Source organism: Rhizobium sp. HT1-10 (genome assembly GCF_049472505.1).
Taxonomy (GTDB): domain Bacteria; phylum Pseudomonadota; class Alphaproteobacteria; order Rhizobiales; family Rhizobiaceae; genus Rhizobium.
Genome location: NZ_JBCEBQ010000004.1, coordinates 34,111 through 53,285, shown reverse-complemented (window position 1 = coordinate 53,285; position 19,175 = coordinate 34,111). Strand labels below are relative to the sequence as shown.

Genomic DNA, 19,175 nt, shown 5'->3' with positions numbered 1-19,175 from the left:
TCGCCCTTTCAGAATCGCAAGCTCAGCGACGCGCTTGATGCCGCCGATATGTGCTGATGTTCCCCCGTGCTCCAGTCCACAGGCAGCCATTCGATCAGGATAGGCATGCCGCTTTCCCGACGCAGGCGCTTTCCCATGCTGAATTCTTTCAGGATCGAGCGATGCGATTTCAGCAGTAAGATGGCCGCATTCACAGCGGCTTTTTTAAAGGTCTGTAGGACCTGCGATAGATCGCACCACCGGCAAAGCCCAGGAGCATGTTTCTGAGGGCCGGTGGCAAGCGGCGCATCTTGTCACGTGCCGCACATTGCCGGTGAACCCAGTCTGCCCTGACTTTTTGTCTGTCCTGGTACCGACCCAATGCACGCTCGATGCTGGGCGATGCAGCGAGCTCCTCGGCGAGAACCAGGGCATCCTCGACGGCAAGGCAGGCACCTTGCGCCATGCTCGGGGGAGATGCATGGGCAGCATCTCCCACCAGCACCACCCGATCCTGATACCAGGATCCCAGTTGCAGGCGCACCAACTCTCCAAAGTGGACCAAAGCCTCGGACGACAGTTCGAGAGCCGGCCTGAGCGGGCCGGCCATGTCACCGAACAGCGGCAACAAAGCTGTCTCCTGGGAATAGTCACGGGCTGCGGCCTGGTCGACAGAGATATCTGCGTAGATATAGAGCTCGGTCTTTGAAATCGGCTTCGCCAACAGGCTGCGATCGGCCCCCAGCATGACGGACCATTCATCCACAGAGCATGTGTTGGGAACGATGAAGCGCCAGCAGACATTTCCGACGTATTCGGGAGTGACCGGCGGATTGAAGGCCAACCCGCGCACGAGTGAGTTCACGCCATCGGCGCCGATCACGACGTCGAACGCGTCCATGCCTCCGTCCGCGAAAGCGACATGGCAGCCGTCGGGGCTGCTTGCGATACCGACAATCTGTCGGAACTCGATGTCGCTTGGGTCCATGCCGTCGTTGAGCAATTGCCAAAGGTCGGATCGCCGGATCGCCCGACATGGCGCAACACCCTGCCAGTACGCATTGGTGTCGACTTCCGTCAGCAACCGTCCCCTCTCGTCATAGAACCGTTGGGCGTTGACGGGGTGGGACAGCAGGAACAGGCCGTCCCGTAGCCCAAGGTCACAGAGTGCTCGCACGCCGTTTCCAGGCAGGAACAGCCCCGCGCCGCCAAGGCCTGCGGACCGGGTTCGTTCGATAACCTTGACGGAGAAGCCACGGCGGACCAAGGCCCGCCGGGCAGCCAAACCGGCGATGCCGGCCCCTACGATCAGGATGCGCATGTTACGATCTATCTTCCACGGTACAATTGCGCGCTCTCAGGACAGAGCGCCTCGGCGACCCGCCTCACCGCTCCCACCGCACCCAGCATTCGCCGGCCTTGCGGACAAACATGTGCCCTTGGAACGCAGGTACATTTTCGAGTTCAAGCCCGGGCAGACGTTCAGCCAGTATCAGTAGTCCCTCCTCGAGTTCGGCCCGCCCCATCGCCTCGGCCACGCACTTGTGCGCCCCGCCGCCGAAGGCAAGCCGCGTCAGCCTCAGGTTCGGTCGCAACATGTCGAAGACGTCGGGCCGATCAAAAACACGATCATCCCGCAATGCGGAAATGGCCGACAGCAGGACGAGTTGGCCCGCCGGCAACGTCCAACCGTCGAGTTCGATGTCTTGAACGGAGACCCGCACGACGCCGGCGATGCCGGGTTCAAGGCGCATGCCTTCGGCGACAGCGTTTGCGACCAGTGTCGGGTCTGCGCAAACGGAGCGCCATTGGTCGGGATGGGAGAGCAACTGGACGGTCTGCGCGATCAGCGCCGTCCGCACCGATTCCGTTCCGCCGATAATCAACTGGATGATCTGAACGAGTACCTCGGACCTGCTCAGTTCGTCGTCCTCGGCGAACCGCAGGTATTGGGCAAGAAAGCCCTGCGACTGATTGGCCTCGGCCTTCGCAAGCAGAGCATCAAGATAGTTTCGCACCCGAAGCGCAGCCGTTTCGGCATCTGCAACGGCATCTTCACTCGGATTCGGTCTGAAGAACGCGTTCATGGCGTAGACATCCCGGGGGAAGGCCGGGAGATCCGCGTCGGGAACCTCCAGGAGTCCCGCCAAGGCAAGAATGGGGAGCTTGGCTGCATATCCTGAGGCAAGTTCCAGCCTGCCGCTCTCATAGCTGGCGTCGATCAATGCGGTCGCCGCTTGCCTCAGATGCTGCCGAAACCGGTCCAACACCTGGTTTGCAAGTGCTCTGGAGATCGCAGACCGGCGACGGGCATGAACCTCCCCATTGGCCGTCAGCATCCCGTGGGCGAAGATATCATACAAGACACCCTCGGTGATCCCAGCCTGAACCGGCATCGCAATATCCGTTGCCTGTAGCCGTGAATCGCTCATCAGTCGCGCGACATCGTCGTGACGGAGCACGATGGAACCGCCTGTATCAAGCGTCACAAAAGGAAAGGACGAGCGATAGCGTGCAAACGTGGAGTGAACGTCGGCGTCCAGGTCTGCCGATGAAACAACTGGAATAGTGCGAATGTTATCCAACATGTGAAAATCCTTCATGGGGACCACGAGATCGATAAGGTGGGGTGCGGCCCCCTCGCCTGGCGATTGCCTGACGAGAGCTCAACCGCCACACGTGAGCGGCATCTTCAACGCCAGCCTGCCAGAGGCTCGGCCTGCCGCAGACTGGCGTTGACTGTTATGCGGGCTGTGACAGCAAAGCCGCGTCAGAGTTCATGCTGGGCGCGGATCATGTCTGCAGCCCGTTCGCCGATCACGACGCAAGGTGCCATGATGTTGCCCGTGGGGATCCGGGGCATGATCGACGCATCGGCGATACGCAGACCCTTGATGCCATAGACCTTCAGTTCGTGGTCGACGACCGACATGCTATCCCGACCCATCTTGGCCGTGCAGGACTGATGCCAATAGGTCACCGCCGACCGCCGGATAAAGTCGATCAGGCCCTTGCGATCCCGCGCTCCGGGCGCCGTTTCGGCACTCACGAGCGGCGTGAAGGCCGCACTATTGCCAAGCTCCCGGCAAAGTTCGACTGCCGCAATGGCGGTCGCCATATCCTCCGGCTCGCTGAGAGAATTGGGCTCGATCAGGACAGCATCGTTCACGCCCGGACCGGAGAGCCTCAACCTGCCCCGGCTTTTCGGCTGAGCAAGGCCTGAAAACATCGTCCAGCCGTGTTCGGGCGTATCCAATCCGGTTTCAGCGGGGGATGGAACCGGGAATTCCAGCTGGCATTGCAGGATATCCGGCTGAAGCAGACGGGAATCGCTCTTCCAGTAGATCTTCGCCTCGCAGCCCCCACCTCCCACAGCCTCGGGCTTGCGATAGGCCCAGGTGCAGCCGAAGGCGATATGATCCTGGTGATTTCGTCCGACACCAGGAAGGTGCTGCACAACAGGGATACCATGCGTGGAAAGCTCGTCCTCCGGACCGATGCCGGACTGCATCAAAACCTTTGGCGTGTTGACGGCCCCGAGCGAGAGGATCGTTTCGTATTGGGCCTTGAACTGCCGGCGCTGTCCATCGACCAGAACCTCGACGCCGATCACCCTCTTGCCGTCGAACAGAAGACGGGAGACCAGTGCACCCGTGAGGATGGTCAGGTTTCGTCTTGTCGCCAGTGGAGCAACGTAGGACTGGTAGACGGATTGCCGCTTGCCGTTGACGATCCGCAGATCCGCAATTGCCGCGCCGCCGTCGGCTTCCATCATCGCACCGTTCGTGCTGTCGAACACCGGAATGCCAAGCGCCTTGGCCGACTCGACCATCGCATGCGCAATCGGCTGGGGAGCGTCGGGTTGGGCGACATAGACCGGACCTCCGACGCCACGACGGATCGGATCGGGTGCACCGCGCCAGTCTTCGATACGGCGATAATATCCAAGAACGGATTGGTACCCCCAGGCATCATCGCCGGCCTCGGCCGCAAAGTGGTTCCAGTCCTCTTTGTGACCGCGGGCCCAGACCATCACGTTGATGCTGGAGCCTCCCCCCAGTCCCTTGCCCATGCTGAGGGGCAGCTGCCGACCCGCGAGAGCAGCAGCGGGTTGTCCGATGAAGCCCCAGTCACGCGAAGAACCGAGATTGAGTGGCCACTGTGCCGGCTCGCGGACGCTATCGGCATTGTCGTCTTCCCCTGCCTCGAGCAAGAGCACGCGCGCGCCACCGCACTCGGCCAGCCGGGCAGCCACGACGGAGCCGCTGGAGCCGGCGCCGCACACGATGAAATCAAATTCCCCGACACTCTGACCCAGAGGGATAGTCGCTTCGCGTATGTCAGTTTCGGGATGATGTCGCTGCATGGAACTTACCTCTCTGAATGGTGGCTGCAAAGCCACTAACATCCAAAATTCCACTTTTCAATGTTTTTATCATTTTTATCAATTTCATTGAATCGCATAAATGTGACCTGGCACACGCTGTCACGCCGTCGTCGACCTGCATCTTCTTCAGTTGACCCTTAGCGGTCCGGCATCTGAGGCGGACATGATCCAGGTCCGCTTCACTCCGCAGGAGTGAGCAAGGCGAGGTTGGTACTGAACCGTGGAGACCCGTTCAAACGGGCGAAGACTTCTCTCCGTGAGAGAGCACTTTTCGGCGCTGAACATGGACGGTATGAGCGTCAATCTTGACCGTCTGGCCGCATGCTGACGCCTGGCACGCATTTTTGCAGAGGTTCATCACGAGCTGATGGACGTCGACCGGATTGCCTTCGACGACAGCCGGCCCTCCACTGAGGCTGGATTCGATCGCAACATGATTGCCGAGGGTCACCAGCAGGAGTGGCAGGATATCGGCGACAGCATCCCCGACGTCGAAGGGTTTGACGATCCGCTCTCGCTTCCGGCTGAAGGTCAGAATCTGGTCGACGATATGTTTCGCGCGGGCCCCGCTCTTCAGGATCTCCTCGACATAGTGGCGCGTGGGCGTGGGTTTGCGAAGCAGCTGAACTGCCATTTCGCCGTAGCCGAGGATTGCGCCGAGCACATTGTTGAATTCGTGGGCAATGCCGCCGGCGAGCGTGCCCACCGCTTCCAGGCGCTGCGCATGTTCCAATCTGCGATCCGGTGCCGGGATTACGCCCCGAGTGGACCAAATTCCAAAGCATGCGGCGGCTTTGACGCATCATCAGCACCCCTCGATCGCTGTTAGACGGATCAGGTTGGAGACCGCTTCGGCAATCGTGATCAACGCGTCACGTTCTTCGCGTTTCAGCGAACGGGGCACGGTATCGATCACGCACACCGACCCTAACGCGAAACCCCAGGGATCCCGAACCGGGGCACCGGCGTAGAAGCGAAAACCGTAGGGTTCTTTCAAAGTAGGGTTCGCTTCGAGTTTACGGTCTTCCCTCATGTCCTCGATAACAGTGATCTCGTTTGCAATGAGCGTCTCATTGCAAAAAGCCCAATCCCGCGACGTGCCTTCACCATCGAAACCGACGCGAGATTTGAACCATTGCTGATCCTTCGTGATCAGCGTGAACATCGCAATTGGAGCACGCGTGACAAAGGCCGCAAGACGCACCAGGCGATCAAAGCGGCTGTCCGCGTCGGAACCGACGAGTGCGGTGCGACGAACGGCTTCCAGGCGCGCCTTCTCATTCAAAGGCCTCGCAAAACCCGGGCTATCACCGCTATCATCGAGCAGCCGCGTTTTCAGACTATCGATCACAGCCGCACTTGCAGCCGACGCGCTGGGAAGCATCCGCATCTGGATGCGCATGTCGCTCCGCGCAGCCGGTGAGCCCGCGCCCTTCTCCGTCATCGTGAAGACCAGCGTTTGTCTGTACCGGGGGTCGCTGCTGATAGTCGTCACGAACTTCTTCCGCTCGACCTCCTCGGCATTCTCGACGATCAACAAGGTCGGCGGCGCAGGTTCAAGCAGTGATCGGACGAGGTTCAGCTCTTCCGCGACCTCGATCAGCAAGCCGGAGCCAGGAAGACCAGCCTCGACCCAGTCCGAACCCCGCCCCTTGCCAGCGAGAACGACGGCATTTGCACGAAGATCCACAGGCGCCTGTGCCGGGTCCTCGATGAGATCGAGAACGGCTTGCCGGGGGATCCGTCGATGCCCGCCCGGCGTCTTCCAGGACGGGAGTTGACCGCTTTCCACCCATAGCTGAGCCGTGCGGATGGACACGCCGAGCAATTCCGCGGCATTCGCCGTCGTCAGGATATCTTTCATCATTCGCCCTACTGCAATGGAGACAAATGTAGGAAAAATTGGAAAATTTGCAAGAAGCGAACTATCTTCGCTGATCCATGGGCGGCGCCCGGTGCTCAATAAATAGGGTTGGCAGAATGCCAAGCAAAATGGTGGCGTTCAGCGGAGCATTTTTGAAAGGCGCAATCAAGCACCCGAGTGGCCGCGCTTACCAGGGTGAAACGTAGCCGCGTCAGTTCCATGGTCATCATCCCTAATAGGCGGTGATGGGCAAAGTTTAAGATGCGTCTCCTTGCTGGGCACTTTGGCGACGAAGCTCGGGATCAGCGTTACCGTTGAAATTTGCGCCCGAGGTGCCAGAGCTGTTTGACATGCTCCTAACGCGTGTCATCTGCCCCAGCAGCCGAGCTCCCAAGAAGCTTTTGCGAGCGCCGGGAGACGCCGGACGGGTCTTAGGAAATCGCGACGATCTCGTTCAGCGTGAAGGCCTCGTGGCGGGCGCTCGTCGCCTTTACGATATCTCCTCGGCAGAGGCCGATATCCTTCAACAGATAATCCGGCATGCTGCGGAGCTGTTCGGCCGACTTCCGCCTTTGTCGCCAGCGGATGAACCGGTCGAGAAGATCTCCCCTCCGCGTGTTGTCGCTTGGCCGGTATGTCTGCCGATTGAGCAAATGTCGCAGCCATCGATCATATTGTCCTCCATGCGCGGAAATGCACCCATCCGTAGAAATGACGGGTGCCGTCGAACTGGACGCGAGGATGCGCGATGTCTGGCGCGAGAATGTTTCAGGACAGGAGAAGCGGCTTACGAATGAAACGAACGCGTTCCAGACGCCTGGGCGACAAAATCTGGCAGAGGAGTGCGTCCGCTCCCAGTCTCCGCGGAACAGGATCAGATGACCCCTTACCTTGGTATGATGTGGTACGCCGTGAGCGTGACGGTAGTACCCGCCTGTCTAGTATGATCGCGTGTGTTCCCCTGTAAATTCTTCCTATCACCGGTGCAGAGCGTGCCGGAGATACCAGAGAGCTTCCAGCCTTCCGGATCGACGATCCAACGGTGGCCGAAGCGCAACTGGGAACGAAGCGCACGCGTTTTTCCGGAGAGGACAACGCATTCCGAACATTACACCAATTCCTATATGAAGGAGATCACACATGACAAAGCTAACTGCCACTACCGTTGCCCTTGCCGCCGCCCTTTTTTCAACTGGCGCAGGTGCTCAGTCAGAAAAACCCACCATCCTCCTGGTCCATGGTGCATTTGCCGACTCGTCAAGCTGGAGCGGGGTCATCAACATCCTGCAGAAGGACGGTTATCCGGTCGTCGCCTCGGCAAACCCGCTCCGAAGCGTTTCGAAAGACGCCGCCTATGTCTCGTCCATGATTTCAAGCATCGACGGACCGGTCGTCCTGGTCGGGCATTCGTATGGTGGGCAGGTCATCTCGAAGGCTGCCGTCGGCCATGAAAACGTAAAATCGCTGGTTTTCGTTGCCGCCTTCGCACCCGAGAAGGGTGAAACGATCCTCGAACTCTCCGGCAAGTTTCCGGGAAGCACATTGGGTGAGGCATTGGCCGCACCTGTAGCGCTCGCAGATGGGAACGTCGATCTGTACATCGCGCAACAGAAGTTCCACGGACAGTTTGCGCAGGACGTTCCGGCTGAACTTGCCGCGTCCATGGCTGCCGGACAACGCCCGATCACCGAAGCTGCGTTGACCGAGAAGGCGGATGAGCCCGCCTGGAAGACACTTCCGTCGTATTTCATCTACGGAGACGGCGACAAGAACATCCCGGCAGCATCGCTCGGCTTCATGGCAGAACGCGCCGGCTCCAAGCGCACCGTGGTGATTGCCGGTGCATCGCACGCCATCACCGTTTCGCAGCCTGAAGCTGTCGCTGAGTTGATCAAGGACGCCGCAAAGTGATGCTGGTGGCCGCCACGAGGCTCCCTGAATAGTTTGAAGGCGGACAGCAAACCAGTCCGCCTTCAACCAACTTTCGTCAAGCGCGGCCTGCGCGAGGACTCGCGCATGGCTTCACGTCCGTTTCAGACAAAGGCAACAAGGCGCGAACCCTGCAAAGCCGAGCGCGCTTTCCTTACCGCGACATGGGCAAAACGAAGGAAAACCGCGCGCCACCGAGAGAACTGCCGTTGTCCGCCGTTAGACGACCCTCATGCGCCTCGATGATGGAGCGCGAAATCGGCAACCCCATCCCCATCCCACCATCCTTCGTCGTGACGAAACTCTGGAAAATGCGGTCCACGGACTCCTTGGGTATTCCAGGGCCGGAGTCTTCGACCGAGCATCGAACCAGCGTCCCCTCCTCTATCGTCTTGACCAGGACCTCGCAACGGGTGGAGCCTGACATGGAGATCGCCTGGACAGCGTTGATGGCCAGGTTGACGATCACCTGCTGAAGCTGGATCCGATCGACATTCACCAAGGTCGAACCGGCAGGCGGGATATGGGTGACTTTGACATTGTGCAGCCGGAATTCATGGCCGAGGAACGACACGGCTTCGGCAACAAGGTTATCAAGCGACACAACCTCTTCGTCCTGCTTTCTGTGCGAGGCCATGTTGCGGACACGCGCGATAACCCCGGCGGCACGCTGGGCGTCTGCCACGATGCGGGTGACGATGTCCCGCACCTCGGAAAGTTGGGGATTTGGGCGGTTCAGCCATCGCAGTCCAGCTTCTCCATAGGTCGTGATGGCAGCAAGTGGCTGATTGACCTCATGGGCAATGGACGCTGTCAACTCGCCGAGCATCGAGATGCGCGCCGCATGGGCATACTCCGCCTCGATGTGACGCAGCCTACGCTCCGCATTCTTCTTCTCCGTCGTGTCAACAAAGGCATTGATGGTGACACCCAGCTTCGCCAGATCGGGCGGGAACGTCACGGTCAGAGTTCCTTCCCGGGTCCGCCCGTCGAAAGTTGTCAGGGTCACTTCTTCTTCATAGGCAGTGAAATCGAAATAGCGATTTTGCAGGAGGCGTGCATAGACTTCCGGGTGGTTGCGCCACAAGGGCGTGATCGGCCCCCGCATGTCGCCGGGATTGGGCGCACCCAGAACCTTCAGCGCGGCATCGTTGGCCTGCTCGATGACCGTGCTTTCCATCGCGGTCCAGAGAAATTCGGGGTTCTCCAGAATATGCGCTTTCAGGTCCTCGACCCCCTGGCTCTTCAATTCCTCGAAGCGCTCAAGAAGACCGGTGGAGTTCACCTGAAGGACGGGAACGGGCAGATGCTGGAAAAGGTCGCGAAAGCGTTGCTCGCTTTGCTCCAGTTCATTGAAGGCATGCACCCGCTCGCTGATATCCGTGACCGCAGCAAGCCCGCGGCGCCGGTCATCCGTCGAAAACCACAACGTGAACTGCGCATCGAAATCGACACCGTCCAAACGCCTCAACCGCGTTTCGATCGTCACGCTTGCGTCGTCTGTCAGAACCGTCAAGACCGCGGCGGCACCGTCCACCCATCGATCTGGAGACCAGAATTGATCAAGCGTTCCAAGCAGTTCTGCCTTTTCCGCTCCGCCAAACAGCGCCAAGGTCTGATCGTTCACATCAACGATGCGTGCCGCCTTCAAAATCGTCGCAACACAATCCGGATCGTTTTTGAGATAGTCGGCAAAATCGCCGTCAGCGCCGGGAAGCGACGTCTCCAGCAGATCAGTGATCGTCGTCAAATCCAGTTCCCAGAACGACACCGTCATGGCCTGGAACAGATCCTGATAGCGCCGTTCGCTGCGTTTGAGGGCCTGTTCCGACCGCTTCCGGTCGGAAATGTCCATGAATGCAACGAGGCTCTTGTTGGGCAGGCTGCTGTGACGTGACGCGGCATACAGCACATCGACAACGCTACCATCGAGCCGTCGCAACTGAGCCTCTTGCTGGAAAAAGTCCTCGCCTCTGTAGCGCGCCTCCAGCGATTTTCGCAGCGTCTCGCGTCCGGTATCCCAGAAATAGGGGGTGATGGGCCCACGCATTTCCTCGCGTGATTTGGCCGCGAAAAGCTCGGCATTGGTCTGATTGACCTGTTCGACCAGCATGACTTGCATCGCCATGTCCATGAACTCGGGGTGGTCATCGATGTAGGCCGACAGATCCTCCACCCCTTGGCGACGAAGCTGCGTGAAGATCTCGACGAGTCCGCTGGCATCGACCTGCGTCAGCGCAATTGGCATGTATTCGAACAGGTTCCGGTATCGCAGCTCGCTTGCCTCGAGCGTCTCATAAGCTTCCCGCGCTGCCGAAACGTCCCTGATGGCAAGCAGCAGATGAGCATCGTCTGTCGCTGAGGATGCTCGTAGTGCGGTTATCTCTGCGTGGAATGTCGCTCCGCTCGGGTTCAGCAGCTTGCAGGAAACGTGCGCCGGGAGCCCGTCGAGCAGCACGGAAACGATGGAGTCGATGAAAGCATCCTCGCTTTCCAGGGGCCACAAGGAGTTCAACCCGTCCAAGGGCAGGTCGAACTGCGAATGCGACGACCTCTCTTTGCCGGAGCGATCCCAATCTTCGATCTTGGCCGACAACACCAACTGGTGAACCAGATCTGGTTCCCGACGCAGATGGTAGCGAAGATCCAAGACCTGGCTGCCAAGCAGGGCCAGAGCGTGAAATGCCTCTGTGGCATCCACCTTCAGGATCGCCATTCCTGCCGCAGACAGTAGAGCCGCCAGATCGGCGGATGGATCTTCTACCACGGCAACGGGTCGGGACGTTTCGACAATGGCAACAGGTTCGCCCTCGGCGTTACGCAGGATTTTTGACGTCACGGATACGGTCGTTGACCCGGACCTACCTCTCACGCCCCGTTCAAGGGTCCCTTTCCAATCCGGCACATGCCCGACCTCGCCTTTAGAGTCGGCATCGCGTGACTGAGGCCCAAAAAGATCGTCCATGGACATGCCAATGGCTTGGTCACGCGGGACGCCATAGATGTCTTCAGCCGCCCGATTCCAGTCTGTTACACGCCCGTCAAGGCCGTAGACGATCACGACATCATCAAGGAGATCGAAGATCTTGCTGTAATCTCGCATCGCATTCATCCGGTAACTCTTTTGCTTGCAACGAATAGCCCGTCTGCCGGACAGAAAGATAAACGGCCGAGACGCTGCAATTATTGCAACCGCGCATCGAGGACGGCTTCGCAAATAACAGAGTGTCGCCACCTGCCGAACCGCTGCTAACCTGCTTGCGACTTTGCCAGTCGCCCAACGGCAGAATGCATTTCCGCAGTTGGTGGACGCCATGCGAGACAGCTTAAAGGCCGAGGATTAACATCGAAACGCTTTCAATAATAAGGTTTATTTGGCATGACCTGGTAAGCCCATCGGAATTTTGCGCGGTTCAAGGACGAGGCAGCAGGTGAAAAAGTTCGCACCAATTATCTACATTATCGATGACGATGAATCCATGCGACGCTCACTCGACCACCTGTTCAGATCGGTTGGCTTCGTGACGAAAATGCATGTCTCGACACAAGAATTCCTGGCGACCAGTCGCCCCGACACGGAAGCCTGTCTGGTGCTGGACATTCGCCTCCAGGGGACAAGCGGACTGGACTTCCAGCAGCAATTGAACGAGGCGGGCGTCCACATCCCGATCGTACTCATGACAGGCCATGGGGACATCCCAATGTCCGTTCGCGGGATGAAGGCTGGTGCCATCGATTTCCTGACCAAACCGTTTCGCGACCAGGACATGCTGGATGCTGTCGCCTCAGCGCTCAAGGTCGATCGGAAGCGTCGCGCCAGCCACGAATTGCTGGCAGATATCGAAGAAAAATTCCAATCCCTGACAATGCGCGAGCGGCAAGTCATGCTGATGGTCACCAAGGGCCTGCTGAACAAGCAGGTTGCCGGCGAGCTAGGCATCAGCGAAGTGACGGTCAAAATCCATCGCGGCTCGGTGATGAAGAAAATGGGCGCACGGACGCTGCCGGACCTGGTTCGTATGGCGGATGCATTGAAACAGCGCGGCACAGTGGACGCGAGTAACACTACCGTATGATTTTCGGGACCGCTGAAGTGTGCGATTGAGGGTCGAATGTTCTCGATGCCGAAAAGGCCAGCGTGATGCCCCCGCCCCGAAATGTGCATATCGCAGTGATTGACGATGATGACTCTTTCCGTGCTGCGACGGAATTGCTGGTCAGGTCGCTGGGATTCGATGTTGCAGGCTACGAGTCGGCACAAGCCTTTCTCGACAAGTGTCCGGGTCGGAATACGGACTGCATCATCTCGGACATCAACATGCCTGGAATGACGGGAATTGAACTGAAGCAGCGGCTGAACCAGGAGGGAATTGAAGTCCCGGTGATCTTTGTTTCCGCACAAACCGACACCACCCTGCCCCGCCGCGTCATCGAGTGTGGCGGCATGGCGCTTCTGCAGAAGCCATTTCATGGCCAGAAGCTGATCGATGCCATACATCACGCCGTCGAAGCTCGACCGCTGGATTGAGGCAAGTCCTCCGATGACGAGCCGGCAACGCCAAGACCGTCGGGTAAAACGATAATCTGACTTTACCGATCGCCTCCCAAAACAAAAGTCAAGCCCGCCTCGCCTGTCGACACTGTCGCTGGGCGAGGCGGGCTTGGAGCAAGCATCTTCAGGTTATGATCCGGGCAACAATCAGGCTCGTCAAACCGTCGGAACCGTACCGCCATCAATGGTGTATTCCACACCGGTGATCGATGCTGCGAGATCCGAGGACAGGAAAGCAATCAGGTTTGCCACTTCCTCCGGCTTGGCCGGCCGGCCGAGGGGTATGCCCCCGAGGCTGTCCATGATGATCTTCTTGCCACCTTCATAGTCAGTGTTGGCCTGAGCGGCCAGGCGTTGCGCGAGATGCACCGATCCTTCGGTCTCGATCCAGCCGGGCGAAACCCGCACGACCCGAACGCCACGCGGCGACACTTCCTTCGACAGAGCCTTGCTGTAGGTCGAGAGAGCAGCCTTGGCCGCCGCATAGGCAGTCGTGGACTCGGGCAGCGGCAGAACCCGCTGAATGGATGTGACGTGAATGACGACACCCTGCCCTTGCGCCACCATTTGGGGCATGAGTTCCCTATCGACACGAACGGCAGGAAAAAGGTTCATGGTCATCTCGTTCTGCCACTCTGCATCATCGAGTGCAGCAAACCCGCCGCCGGGAGCAGACGACCCGCCCAGCATGTGAACGATGATGTCAACACCGCCAAATCGCTCCCGTACGGCATTTGAGACCGTTACGGCACCTTCAGCCGTTTTGAGGTCGGCGGAGATGAACTGTTCCTCTGGCAAGTCATCGGGGCGCGAACGTGCCGTGACAAGCACGCGGGCTCCAAGTCTGCGAAACAGGTCCGCCGTGGCTCCTCCCGTACCCTTCGTGCCACCGGTAATGAGCGCGCGTTTTCCGTCCAGTGTGAGGATCCCGGTCATCATCCAATCTCCAGCTCAGTGATCTTGTCCTGTTCCAGGACGAACCGGAATCGAAGCTCGGCTGGGCTGTTGAGAAAATTGCCACTGACATTGGCGAGCACCGAGATCTCCTTGCCATCGGCGGTCGCACTGATCGGCTCCGCCGTGTGATTGTATTTGCGCTTCGCCTCGAGCCACCAGATACGGATCGGCTCCTGGCCGCGGTGGGTTTCGCCTTCGTCATGGACGATCGCGGTATCGGAGAATGCGCCGACCAGGGCACCCGCATCGGTGGATTTGTCGGCGTCGAAATAGGTTTTGACGGCATCTGGCAATTTCGCCGACATAGAGGCCGGTCGTCTCATCCGTGTGCTGGATGATTGGACGCCCGCTTTCCCCGGTCTTTGCCTCTACTACCCCAACCGTCGTAACCCTGCCGCCGGCATGAAGGAGTTTCTCGCCTTGGCGCGCCGACATGCGGCCGAAACCTCGGAGCCGTGACCCGTCCTCGTGGGCACGCCCGTCGCCCGCGTCACGGACATGCTAGAGCGTTTCAGGGTTAAATCGACAGGCCCTCATCGCGTGCAGCCCTATAGCGTATGGCTTGCGGCCTCAGGCACACATAGGCTCCGAGCAGGAACATGCCGAGAGCAACCACGATTAGATAGTGCATCGGCAACAGCGGCGCTGTGGGGAGGAGTGCGCCGACCATCACCGGCGTCAGCCCCCCGATAACCGCAAAGGTGACATTGTAGGCGAGCGATATGCCCGTGAAACGCACACTGCTCGGGAACGCTCGGACCATGAAGCACGGAATGACCCCGACCATCCCGTTGAAGAAGGAAGCCAGGCCGTAGAGCAGATACACATTGCCGTTGGCGAGGCTGACATAGGAATAGAACAGGAAGGTGGCCGCTGCGAACGGCAGGCTGGCAAACAGGAAGTATCTGCCGAGCCCGATCCGGTCGGCCAGGTAGCCGGCAAAAAGACCGCCGACGCAAACAAACGGAGATCCGAAGGCCGATATCGCCAATGCCGCCTGCGGCGCGAACTGGTACTGTTTTTGCAGGATCAACGGGGTCATGAGCGTCGTCACGATCACCACCGCCGACAGGATCCAGGTCGCAACCACCGAAATAGACAGTGCCTCCCAATGGCTGCGCAAGACCACCGCAACGGGCAGCGATTTCGTGAGGGCACGCTCTTCCCGCGCCCGAAGGAAAACAGGGGTTTCGCTCAGCCAGCGCCGTAATATTGCCCCCAATACCCCCAGACCCCCCGCTACTATAAAGGGCACGCGCCAGCCATAGTCGAGCATGGCCTCGGGAGAGAAGGTGCTATGCGTTGCCAGTGTGACCAGAGAGGCCATTAGCACCCCGGCAATGAGAGATGAACTCATGAAGGCGCAGGCCAGAGCGAGATGACGGGGAGCGACGTGTTCGGCGACGAAGGTCCAGGCCCCCGGGGCCTCACCACCGATCGCGACCCCTTGGCTGATGCGCAGCAGGACAAGAATGAGCGGCGCGATCCAACCGGCTGTCGCATAGCTCGGAATGAACGCGATTCCGGCCGTCGCAAAGGCCATGAGCAGGATCGAGAACAAGAACACCCGCTTGCGGCCCGAGCGATCCCCGAAATGCGCCATGACGAGGCCGCCGAGAGGGCGAAAGACATAGCCAGCGGCAAAGATGCCGAGCGCTTGCACGTCAGCCAACCATTCTGGAGTATCCGGCGGAAAGAAGGTCTTGCTGATAACAGGTGCAAGAAAGAGAAAAATGACAAAATCGAAAAACTCAAGTGCGCCGCCAAGGCTGGAAAGCGCCAGAAGTCTGGTCAGCCGCACTGCACTGTTTTTCATCCGTGCCTTTGTTGATAGGATGCCAAGATAGACCTCGTTGTCGAATATGAGAAGGCCACGACACGTTCGCGCCGCTTCGTCGGGTCCCCGCACTGAGACCCCAGATATTCCATTGTGACCAGAATGTGCAATGACTGCGTGTTGTGATCTGCCACTGCGATCTTCCTCCAGAATTGATTAGGGTCCGGCCCATCACCGTTCCTCGTCGAAGCAAAGGCCAATGCCCGCTGCTCGCTGGATTCGTTCACGACCAGTTCGCCTGCGGCAGACGCTTCCGTGTGCTCCACGTTGTCGACGACGTCACGCGCGAATGCCTGGCGGCAATCCCGGACACATTGATTTCCGGTCGTCATGTTGCTCGTGTGACCTTGCCCCGCCGAATTAATCCATTTTGAAGTAAGCTCTGGCCCATTGAGAGGACCAGAGGATGAAGCGCAACCGTTTTACAGACGAACAGATCATCGGCATTTTGAAGGAGCATGAGGCAGGCACACCTGTCTCTGAGCTTTGCCGCAAGCATGGCGTCAGCGATGCCAGCATCTATAAATGGAAGGCCAAGTTCGGCGGCATGGAGATATCCGAGGCCAAGCGCCTGAAGACGCTTGAGGACGAGAACACGAAGCTGAAGCGGCTTCTGGCGGATGCGATGCTCGACAATGCTGCCTTGAAAGACCTTTTGGGAAAGAAGTGGTGACGCCCGCAGCCAAGCGAAAAGCTGTCGTGCATCTGATGAGCCATCATGAGATGAGCGAACGGCGGGCGTGTAAAGCCATTGGTCTTTGCCGAATGACGATCCGTTACGAAACCAGGCGCGACGACGACCAGGACCTTCGCSAGCGGATGAAGGCGTTGGCGCATGAACGCCGCCGCTTTGGATATCGACGCATTCATGTGCTGCTCCGGCGGGAGGGTCACGTTGTGAACCACAAGAGGCTCTTCCGGCTCTATCGGGAGGAGAAGCTGACTGTGCGCAAGCGCGGCGGTCGCAAGCGAGCGATTGGCACGCGAGCACCGATGCTGGTGCCGATGGCGGCCAATGATCGTTGGTCGCTGGACTTCGTGTCGGATCAGTTCACCGACGGGCGCAGGTTGCGAATTCTGACCGTCGTCGATGATTGCACGCGGGAGTGCCTGGCGCTCATTGCCGATACATCGCTTTCCGGTCATCGCGTCGCACGGGAGCTTGACCGGATTATCGAGGGGCGCGGCAAGCCGAGGATGATCGTCAGTGACAACGGCAGCGAATTCACCAGCAACGCGATCTTGCAATGGGCGGACCGAACCAAGATTGACTGGCATTACATTGCGCCTGGCAAGCCTATCCAGAATGCCTTTATCGAAAGCTTCAACGGGCGGCTGCGCGACGAATTCTTGAATGAAACGCTGTTCTCGTCGCTTGCTCATGCCCGGTCTGCACTTTCAAACTGGCGTAGCGATTACAACGATCAACGCCCGCATTCAGGCCTTGGCTGGCTGACACCGGCCGAATTCGCTCGGACACTCAACCCGCGACGTGATGCGGTGCTGCGCAGCCGAAATGGCTCCGCACCGCAACCCGCCGCTACCGACCCAACAACAGAAACCAAAAACCGCTGGAGCGAACTCAAAACTGGATAAAACTTGGGGGCAAGGTCAACTGTCTTACCAATGAGGTGCGTTGCCCCAATTCCCGCGGTGACGACGATCCCTGCACCTTCATTGCCGACCGTCAAGGATAGGCCAAGCCGGCTTTTAACGCCTTCGAGCCGATGAGGTGGGACAAGGCCTTTAATGACACGACGTTCAACTGACCCCTGTGCTGTTAGGGAACTGGGGTCGACCGGGCCGAACATGCCTAGAAGATCGGCGAGGTTTATTGGCGCGGCTTCCACGCGCACCGTAACCTCTCCCGGCGACGGATCGTGCGCCTCATGACGCTCGAGCGAAAGCACAAACGTGCCATCGGCTGAAATGGTAGACCTAACCTCTTTACCTGTATTGTATTGGGACAATGTAGAAACCCTTGCTTTCCAAAGCATGACGGAGAGGCGTCACGAAGAAGCCGTGGCGGCGGCTGCATTTTTTCCCGAATCGCGGTATCCGCTCATAGGGGACGCGCGAGCTTCGTTCCACCGGTTGTTCATGCGCGCTGTTTCTCTAACTTGGGCTCGCCGGCACCGCTTGCCGATCGAAGAAACCAATAAACAAGCGGCTAATTTCGCTCGAGAAAGTCTTTAATGAGATCTAGGAGCTTTTTCGGATTTTCCAGAAAAGCAAAATGCGATCCACCATCGTCTGCATCAAATATAAACGTTTCAGACTGACTGATCATTTCGCCGACTGCGGTCATGGCCTGCCATGGCGCTATGCTCGCCTGAGCGCCAATGACAAGGGTTGGCACATCAATCCGCCTGATGACGTCAGTCCAGTTTTTGAAGACGTGATCATAAAGCAGCCTGCCCGCGAGGTCGCGGGGCATCAACAGATTTTCCGCCACAAGCCATTGAAAATCGTCCGCCGGGAAAACGTGGCTTGTCATCGACTTCAGCAGGCGAGAGGTTAAAGCCGCACCTTCGGGCCCGCGTAGGCCCTGAATTAATTGTAAAGCTTCCTCTGAGCTAAAGATCGAGCCAATCTTTGCTTCGTCGCTGATAAGTTCACCAGGTTCCGCGACGAGCGCCGGCGTCTGATCGATGAGGACGAGATTCTTCACTTTGGAACTGCCAAATAGCTCAAGATATGACCAGATGACGGCACATCCCATCGAGTGCCCAACAAGGGTTATTTCTTCCAAACCTTCGGAAGTAAGGACAGCCTGCAGATCTGCCGCAAGTCGGCTTATTCTGTACCCGTGCGCAGGTTTCGAACTTGTTCCATGGCCTCTCATATCGATCGCCAGGACCCTGTACGAAGCGGAGAGGTCAGCAACGTACTCCACCCATTGATTAGCCGTCTGAGACCACCCAGGCAAGATTACGATGGGCCGCCCTTCACCGGATTCGATAACACCGAGATGGACGTCAGGCTCGGCTTGAACATATCTCACGTTCTGCTGGAGTTGGCTATTTGCGCTGTGGCGGGGTGTGCTGACTGCATCATTGTTCGGCATCTGCTGCTCCTAAGTCCATACGTTCGAAATGCGGCTTTAGACCGCGTACCGTGAGACCGCAGCAGACTGACGATCAGCGGTTGCGGCCCAATTTCACAGCAGTGGCCTTGAGCTTCATCTGCAACACAGACGAGGGCGCATCTGGAGGCTGTTGCGAGAACAAACATGCCCCTCGAGACCGCCATCACGAGCAAGTTGGAGGTGGCGAGTCTTGCTTAGAAACCCGAGCCGTGATCTCTCCTAACGAAGATGTCGATCGCCCGATCATATTCAAACGACGTCCTGTCACGAAGGTTGAACGATATATCGGAAAGTCCGATGTCCCGCTGAAGGTGTGGAGAAAGCGAATAGATGGCAGGGTCGCGGGGAAATAGATGGGCCTTAAGTTTCTTGATAGTTGAAAGGAGAGTTCGTTTAGAGCTAAGTTGGCAAGGCGGTGTTGTTTGCAGCGAGCCGCGCGGCAGTCTCGACGTCAAAATCACTACATTGTCGGACTGACGACGATCGGAGTTTTGATTGCCAAATAGGACGGCGAACTCGTTTGAATTGGCTGAATTTTTCATAGCTGACCTCTGCTATCGTGCGCGTCGGAATTCAACGCAC

Annotated in this window: 15 protein-coding genes and 2 pseudogenes; 6 read left to right on the top strand and 11 right to left on the bottom strand. The window is 58.5% G+C overall.

Translation table 11 applies throughout. The features are described from left to right. Positions 1 to 190: 190 nt before the first annotated feature. From VH564_RS11845 to VH564_RS11820, 6 genes are all read right to left on the bottom strand, one after another. Positions 191 to 1,300 (bottom strand): FAD-dependent monooxygenase, encoded by a 1,110-nt coding sequence (locus VH564_RS11845; RefSeq protein ID WP_423340041.1) that lies wholly within the window; start codon positions 1,298 to 1,300, stop codon positions 191 to 193. 64 nt (positions 1,301 to 1,364) lie between these two features. Further along, entirely contained in the window at positions 1,365 to 2,567 is a 1,203-nt protein-coding gene (locus tag VH564_RS11840; RefSeq protein ID WP_423340040.1) for a cytochrome P450, read from the bottom strand. 182 nt (positions 2,568 to 2,749) lie between these two features. Next, the gene (locus tag VH564_RS11835) at positions 2,750 to 4,345 is read right to left on the bottom strand and encodes a GMC family oxidoreductase (protein WP_423340039.1); all 1,596 of its coding nucleotides are present in this window, start codon (positions 4,343 to 4,345) and stop codon (positions 2,750 to 2,752) included. Between the two features lie 253 nt (positions 4,346 to 4,598). Beyond that, positions 4,599 to 5,099: a histidine kinase dimerization/phospho-acceptor domain-containing protein gene (locus VH564_RS11830; RefSeq protein WP_423340038.1), complete on the bottom strand. Its 501-nt coding sequence runs from the start codon at positions 5,097 to 5,099 to the stop codon at positions 4,599 to 4,601. A gap of 72 nt (positions 5,100 to 5,171) precedes the next feature. Then, positions 5,172 to 6,230, bottom strand: a complete 1,059-nt coding sequence (locus VH564_RS11825) for a helix-turn-helix domain-containing protein (RefSeq protein WP_423340037.1) — start codon at positions 6,228 to 6,230, stop codon at positions 5,172 to 5,174. A 431-nt stretch (positions 6,231 to 6,661) separates the two neighbouring features. Beyond that, the gene (locus tag VH564_RS11820; RefSeq protein ID WP_423340036.1) at positions 6,662 to 6,883 is read right to left on the bottom strand and encodes a DUF1127 domain-containing protein; all 222 of its coding nucleotides are present in this window, start codon (positions 6,881 to 6,883) and stop codon (positions 6,662 to 6,664) included. Between the two features lie 487 nt (positions 6,884 to 7,370). On the opposite strand from VH564_RS11820, the gene VH564_RS11815 reads away from it, so the two are divergent. Next, positions 7,371 to 8,141: an alpha/beta fold hydrolase gene (locus VH564_RS11815; protein ID WP_423340035.1), complete on the top strand. Its 771-nt coding sequence runs from the start codon at positions 7,371 to 7,373 to the stop codon at positions 8,139 to 8,141. Positions 8,142 to 8,313: 172 nt separating this feature from the next. Here VH564_RS11815 and VH564_RS11810 read toward each other — a convergent pair whose 3' ends face one another. Beyond that, on the bottom strand, positions 8,314 to 11,271 hold the full coding sequence (locus VH564_RS11810) for a PAS domain S-box protein (protein WP_423340034.1): 2,958 nt from the start codon (positions 11,269 to 11,271) through the stop codon (positions 8,314 to 8,316). Positions 11,272 to 11,590: 319 nt separating this feature from the next. On the opposite strand from VH564_RS11810, the gene VH564_RS11805 reads away from it, so the two are divergent. Then, positions 11,591 to 12,235, top strand: coding sequence for a response regulator transcription factor (locus VH564_RS11805; RefSeq protein WP_423340033.1), 645 nt, complete (start codon positions 11,591 to 11,593; stop codon positions 12,233 to 12,235). Between the two features lie 95 nt (positions 12,236 to 12,330). Further along, on the top strand, positions 12,331 to 12,687 hold the full coding sequence (locus tag VH564_RS11800) for a response regulator transcription factor (RefSeq protein ID WP_423340032.1): 357 nt from the start codon (positions 12,331 to 12,333) through the stop codon (positions 12,685 to 12,687). A 180-nt stretch (positions 12,688 to 12,867) separates the two neighbouring features. Here VH564_RS11800 and VH564_RS11795 read toward each other — a convergent pair whose 3' ends face one another. Together VH564_RS11795 and VH564_RS11790 are read right to left on the bottom strand one after the other, a co-directional pair. Further along, on the bottom strand, positions 12,868 to 13,647 hold the full coding sequence (locus tag VH564_RS11795) for an SDR family oxidoreductase (protein WP_423340031.1): 780 nt from the start codon (positions 13,645 to 13,647) through the stop codon (positions 12,868 to 12,870). After that, entirely contained in the window at positions 13,647 to 13,973 is a 327-nt protein-coding gene (locus VH564_RS11790) for a nuclear transport factor 2 family protein (RefSeq protein WP_423340544.1), read from the bottom strand. The genes VH564_RS11795 and VH564_RS11790 overlap by 1 nt, the downstream gene beginning before the upstream one ends. Between VH564_RS11790 and VH564_RS11785 the strand changes: the two are divergent. Continuing rightward, a pseudogene (locus VH564_RS11785) lies at positions 13,969 to 14,127 on the top strand (LysR family transcriptional regulator); the annotation flags it as partial. The gene VH564_RS11790 and the pseudogene VH564_RS11785 sit on opposite strands and share 5 nt — an antisense overlap. 58 nt (positions 14,128 to 14,185) lie before the next feature. Here VH564_RS11785 and VH564_RS11780 read toward each other — a convergent pair. Further along, positions 14,186 to 15,577, bottom strand: a complete 1,392-nt coding sequence (locus VH564_RS11780) for an MFS transporter (RefSeq protein WP_423340030.1) — start codon at positions 15,575 to 15,577, stop codon at positions 14,186 to 14,188. 99 nt (positions 15,578 to 15,676) lie between these two features. Here VH564_RS11780 and VH564_RS11775 point away from each other — a divergent pair. Both VH564_RS11775 and VH564_RS11770 read left to right on the top strand, forming a co-directional pair. Beyond that, positions 15,677 to 15,846: pseudogene (locus VH564_RS11775) on the top strand (IS3 family transposase); the annotation flags it as partial. A 65-nt stretch (positions 15,847 to 15,911) separates the two neighbouring features. Beyond that, a protein-coding gene (locus VH564_RS11770) for an IS3 family transposase (RefSeq protein WP_423340029.1) occupies positions 15,912 to 17,101 on the top strand; the annotation gives its coding sequence in 2 pieces (ribosomal slippage) (positions 15,912 to 16,161 and positions 16,161 to 17,101; 1,191 coding nt in all). Positions 17,102 to 17,675: 574 nt separating this feature from the next. Here VH564_RS11770 and VH564_RS11765 read toward each other — a convergent pair. Next, positions 17,676 to 18,572, bottom strand: a complete 897-nt coding sequence (locus tag VH564_RS11765; RefSeq protein WP_423340028.1) for an alpha/beta fold hydrolase — start codon at positions 18,570 to 18,572, stop codon at positions 17,676 to 17,678. Positions 18,573 to 19,175 lie beyond the last annotated feature (603 nt).

Excerpts from the sequence above, each read along its gene's own strand:
- VH564_RS11845 (WP_423340041.1), bottom strand. The coding sequence starts at position 1,300 with ATGCGCATCCTGATCGTAGGGGCCGGCATCGCCGGTTTGGCTGCCCGG.
- VH564_RS11840 (WP_423340040.1), bottom strand. The coding sequence starts at position 2,567 with ATGTTGGATAACATTCGCACTATTCCAGTTGTTTCATCGGCAGACCTG.
- VH564_RS11835 (WP_423340039.1), bottom strand. The coding sequence starts at position 4,345 with ATGCAGCGACATCATCCCGAAACTGACATACGCGAAGCGACTATCCCT.
- VH564_RS11825 (WP_423340037.1), bottom strand. The coding sequence starts at position 6,230 with ATGAAAGATATCCTGACGACGGCGAATGCCGCGGAATTGCTCGGCGTG.
- VH564_RS11815 (WP_423340035.1), top strand. The coding sequence starts at position 7,371 with ATGACAAAGCTAACTGCCACTACCGTTGCCCTTGCCGCCGCCCTTTTT.
- VH564_RS11810 (WP_423340034.1), bottom strand. The coding sequence starts at position 11,271 with ATGAATGCGATGCGAGATTACAGCAAGATCTTCGATCTCCTTGATGAT.
- VH564_RS11795 (WP_423340031.1), bottom strand. The coding sequence starts at position 13,647 with ATGACCGGGATCCTCACACTGGACGGAAAACGCGCGCTCATTACCGGT.
- VH564_RS11790 (WP_423340544.1), bottom strand. The coding sequence starts at position 13,973 with ATGTCGGCGAAATTGCCAGATGCCGTCAAAACCTATTTCGACGCCGAC.
- VH564_RS11765 (WP_423340028.1), bottom strand. The coding sequence starts at position 18,572 with ATGCCGAACAATGATGCAGTCAGCACACCCCGCCACAGCGCAAATAGC.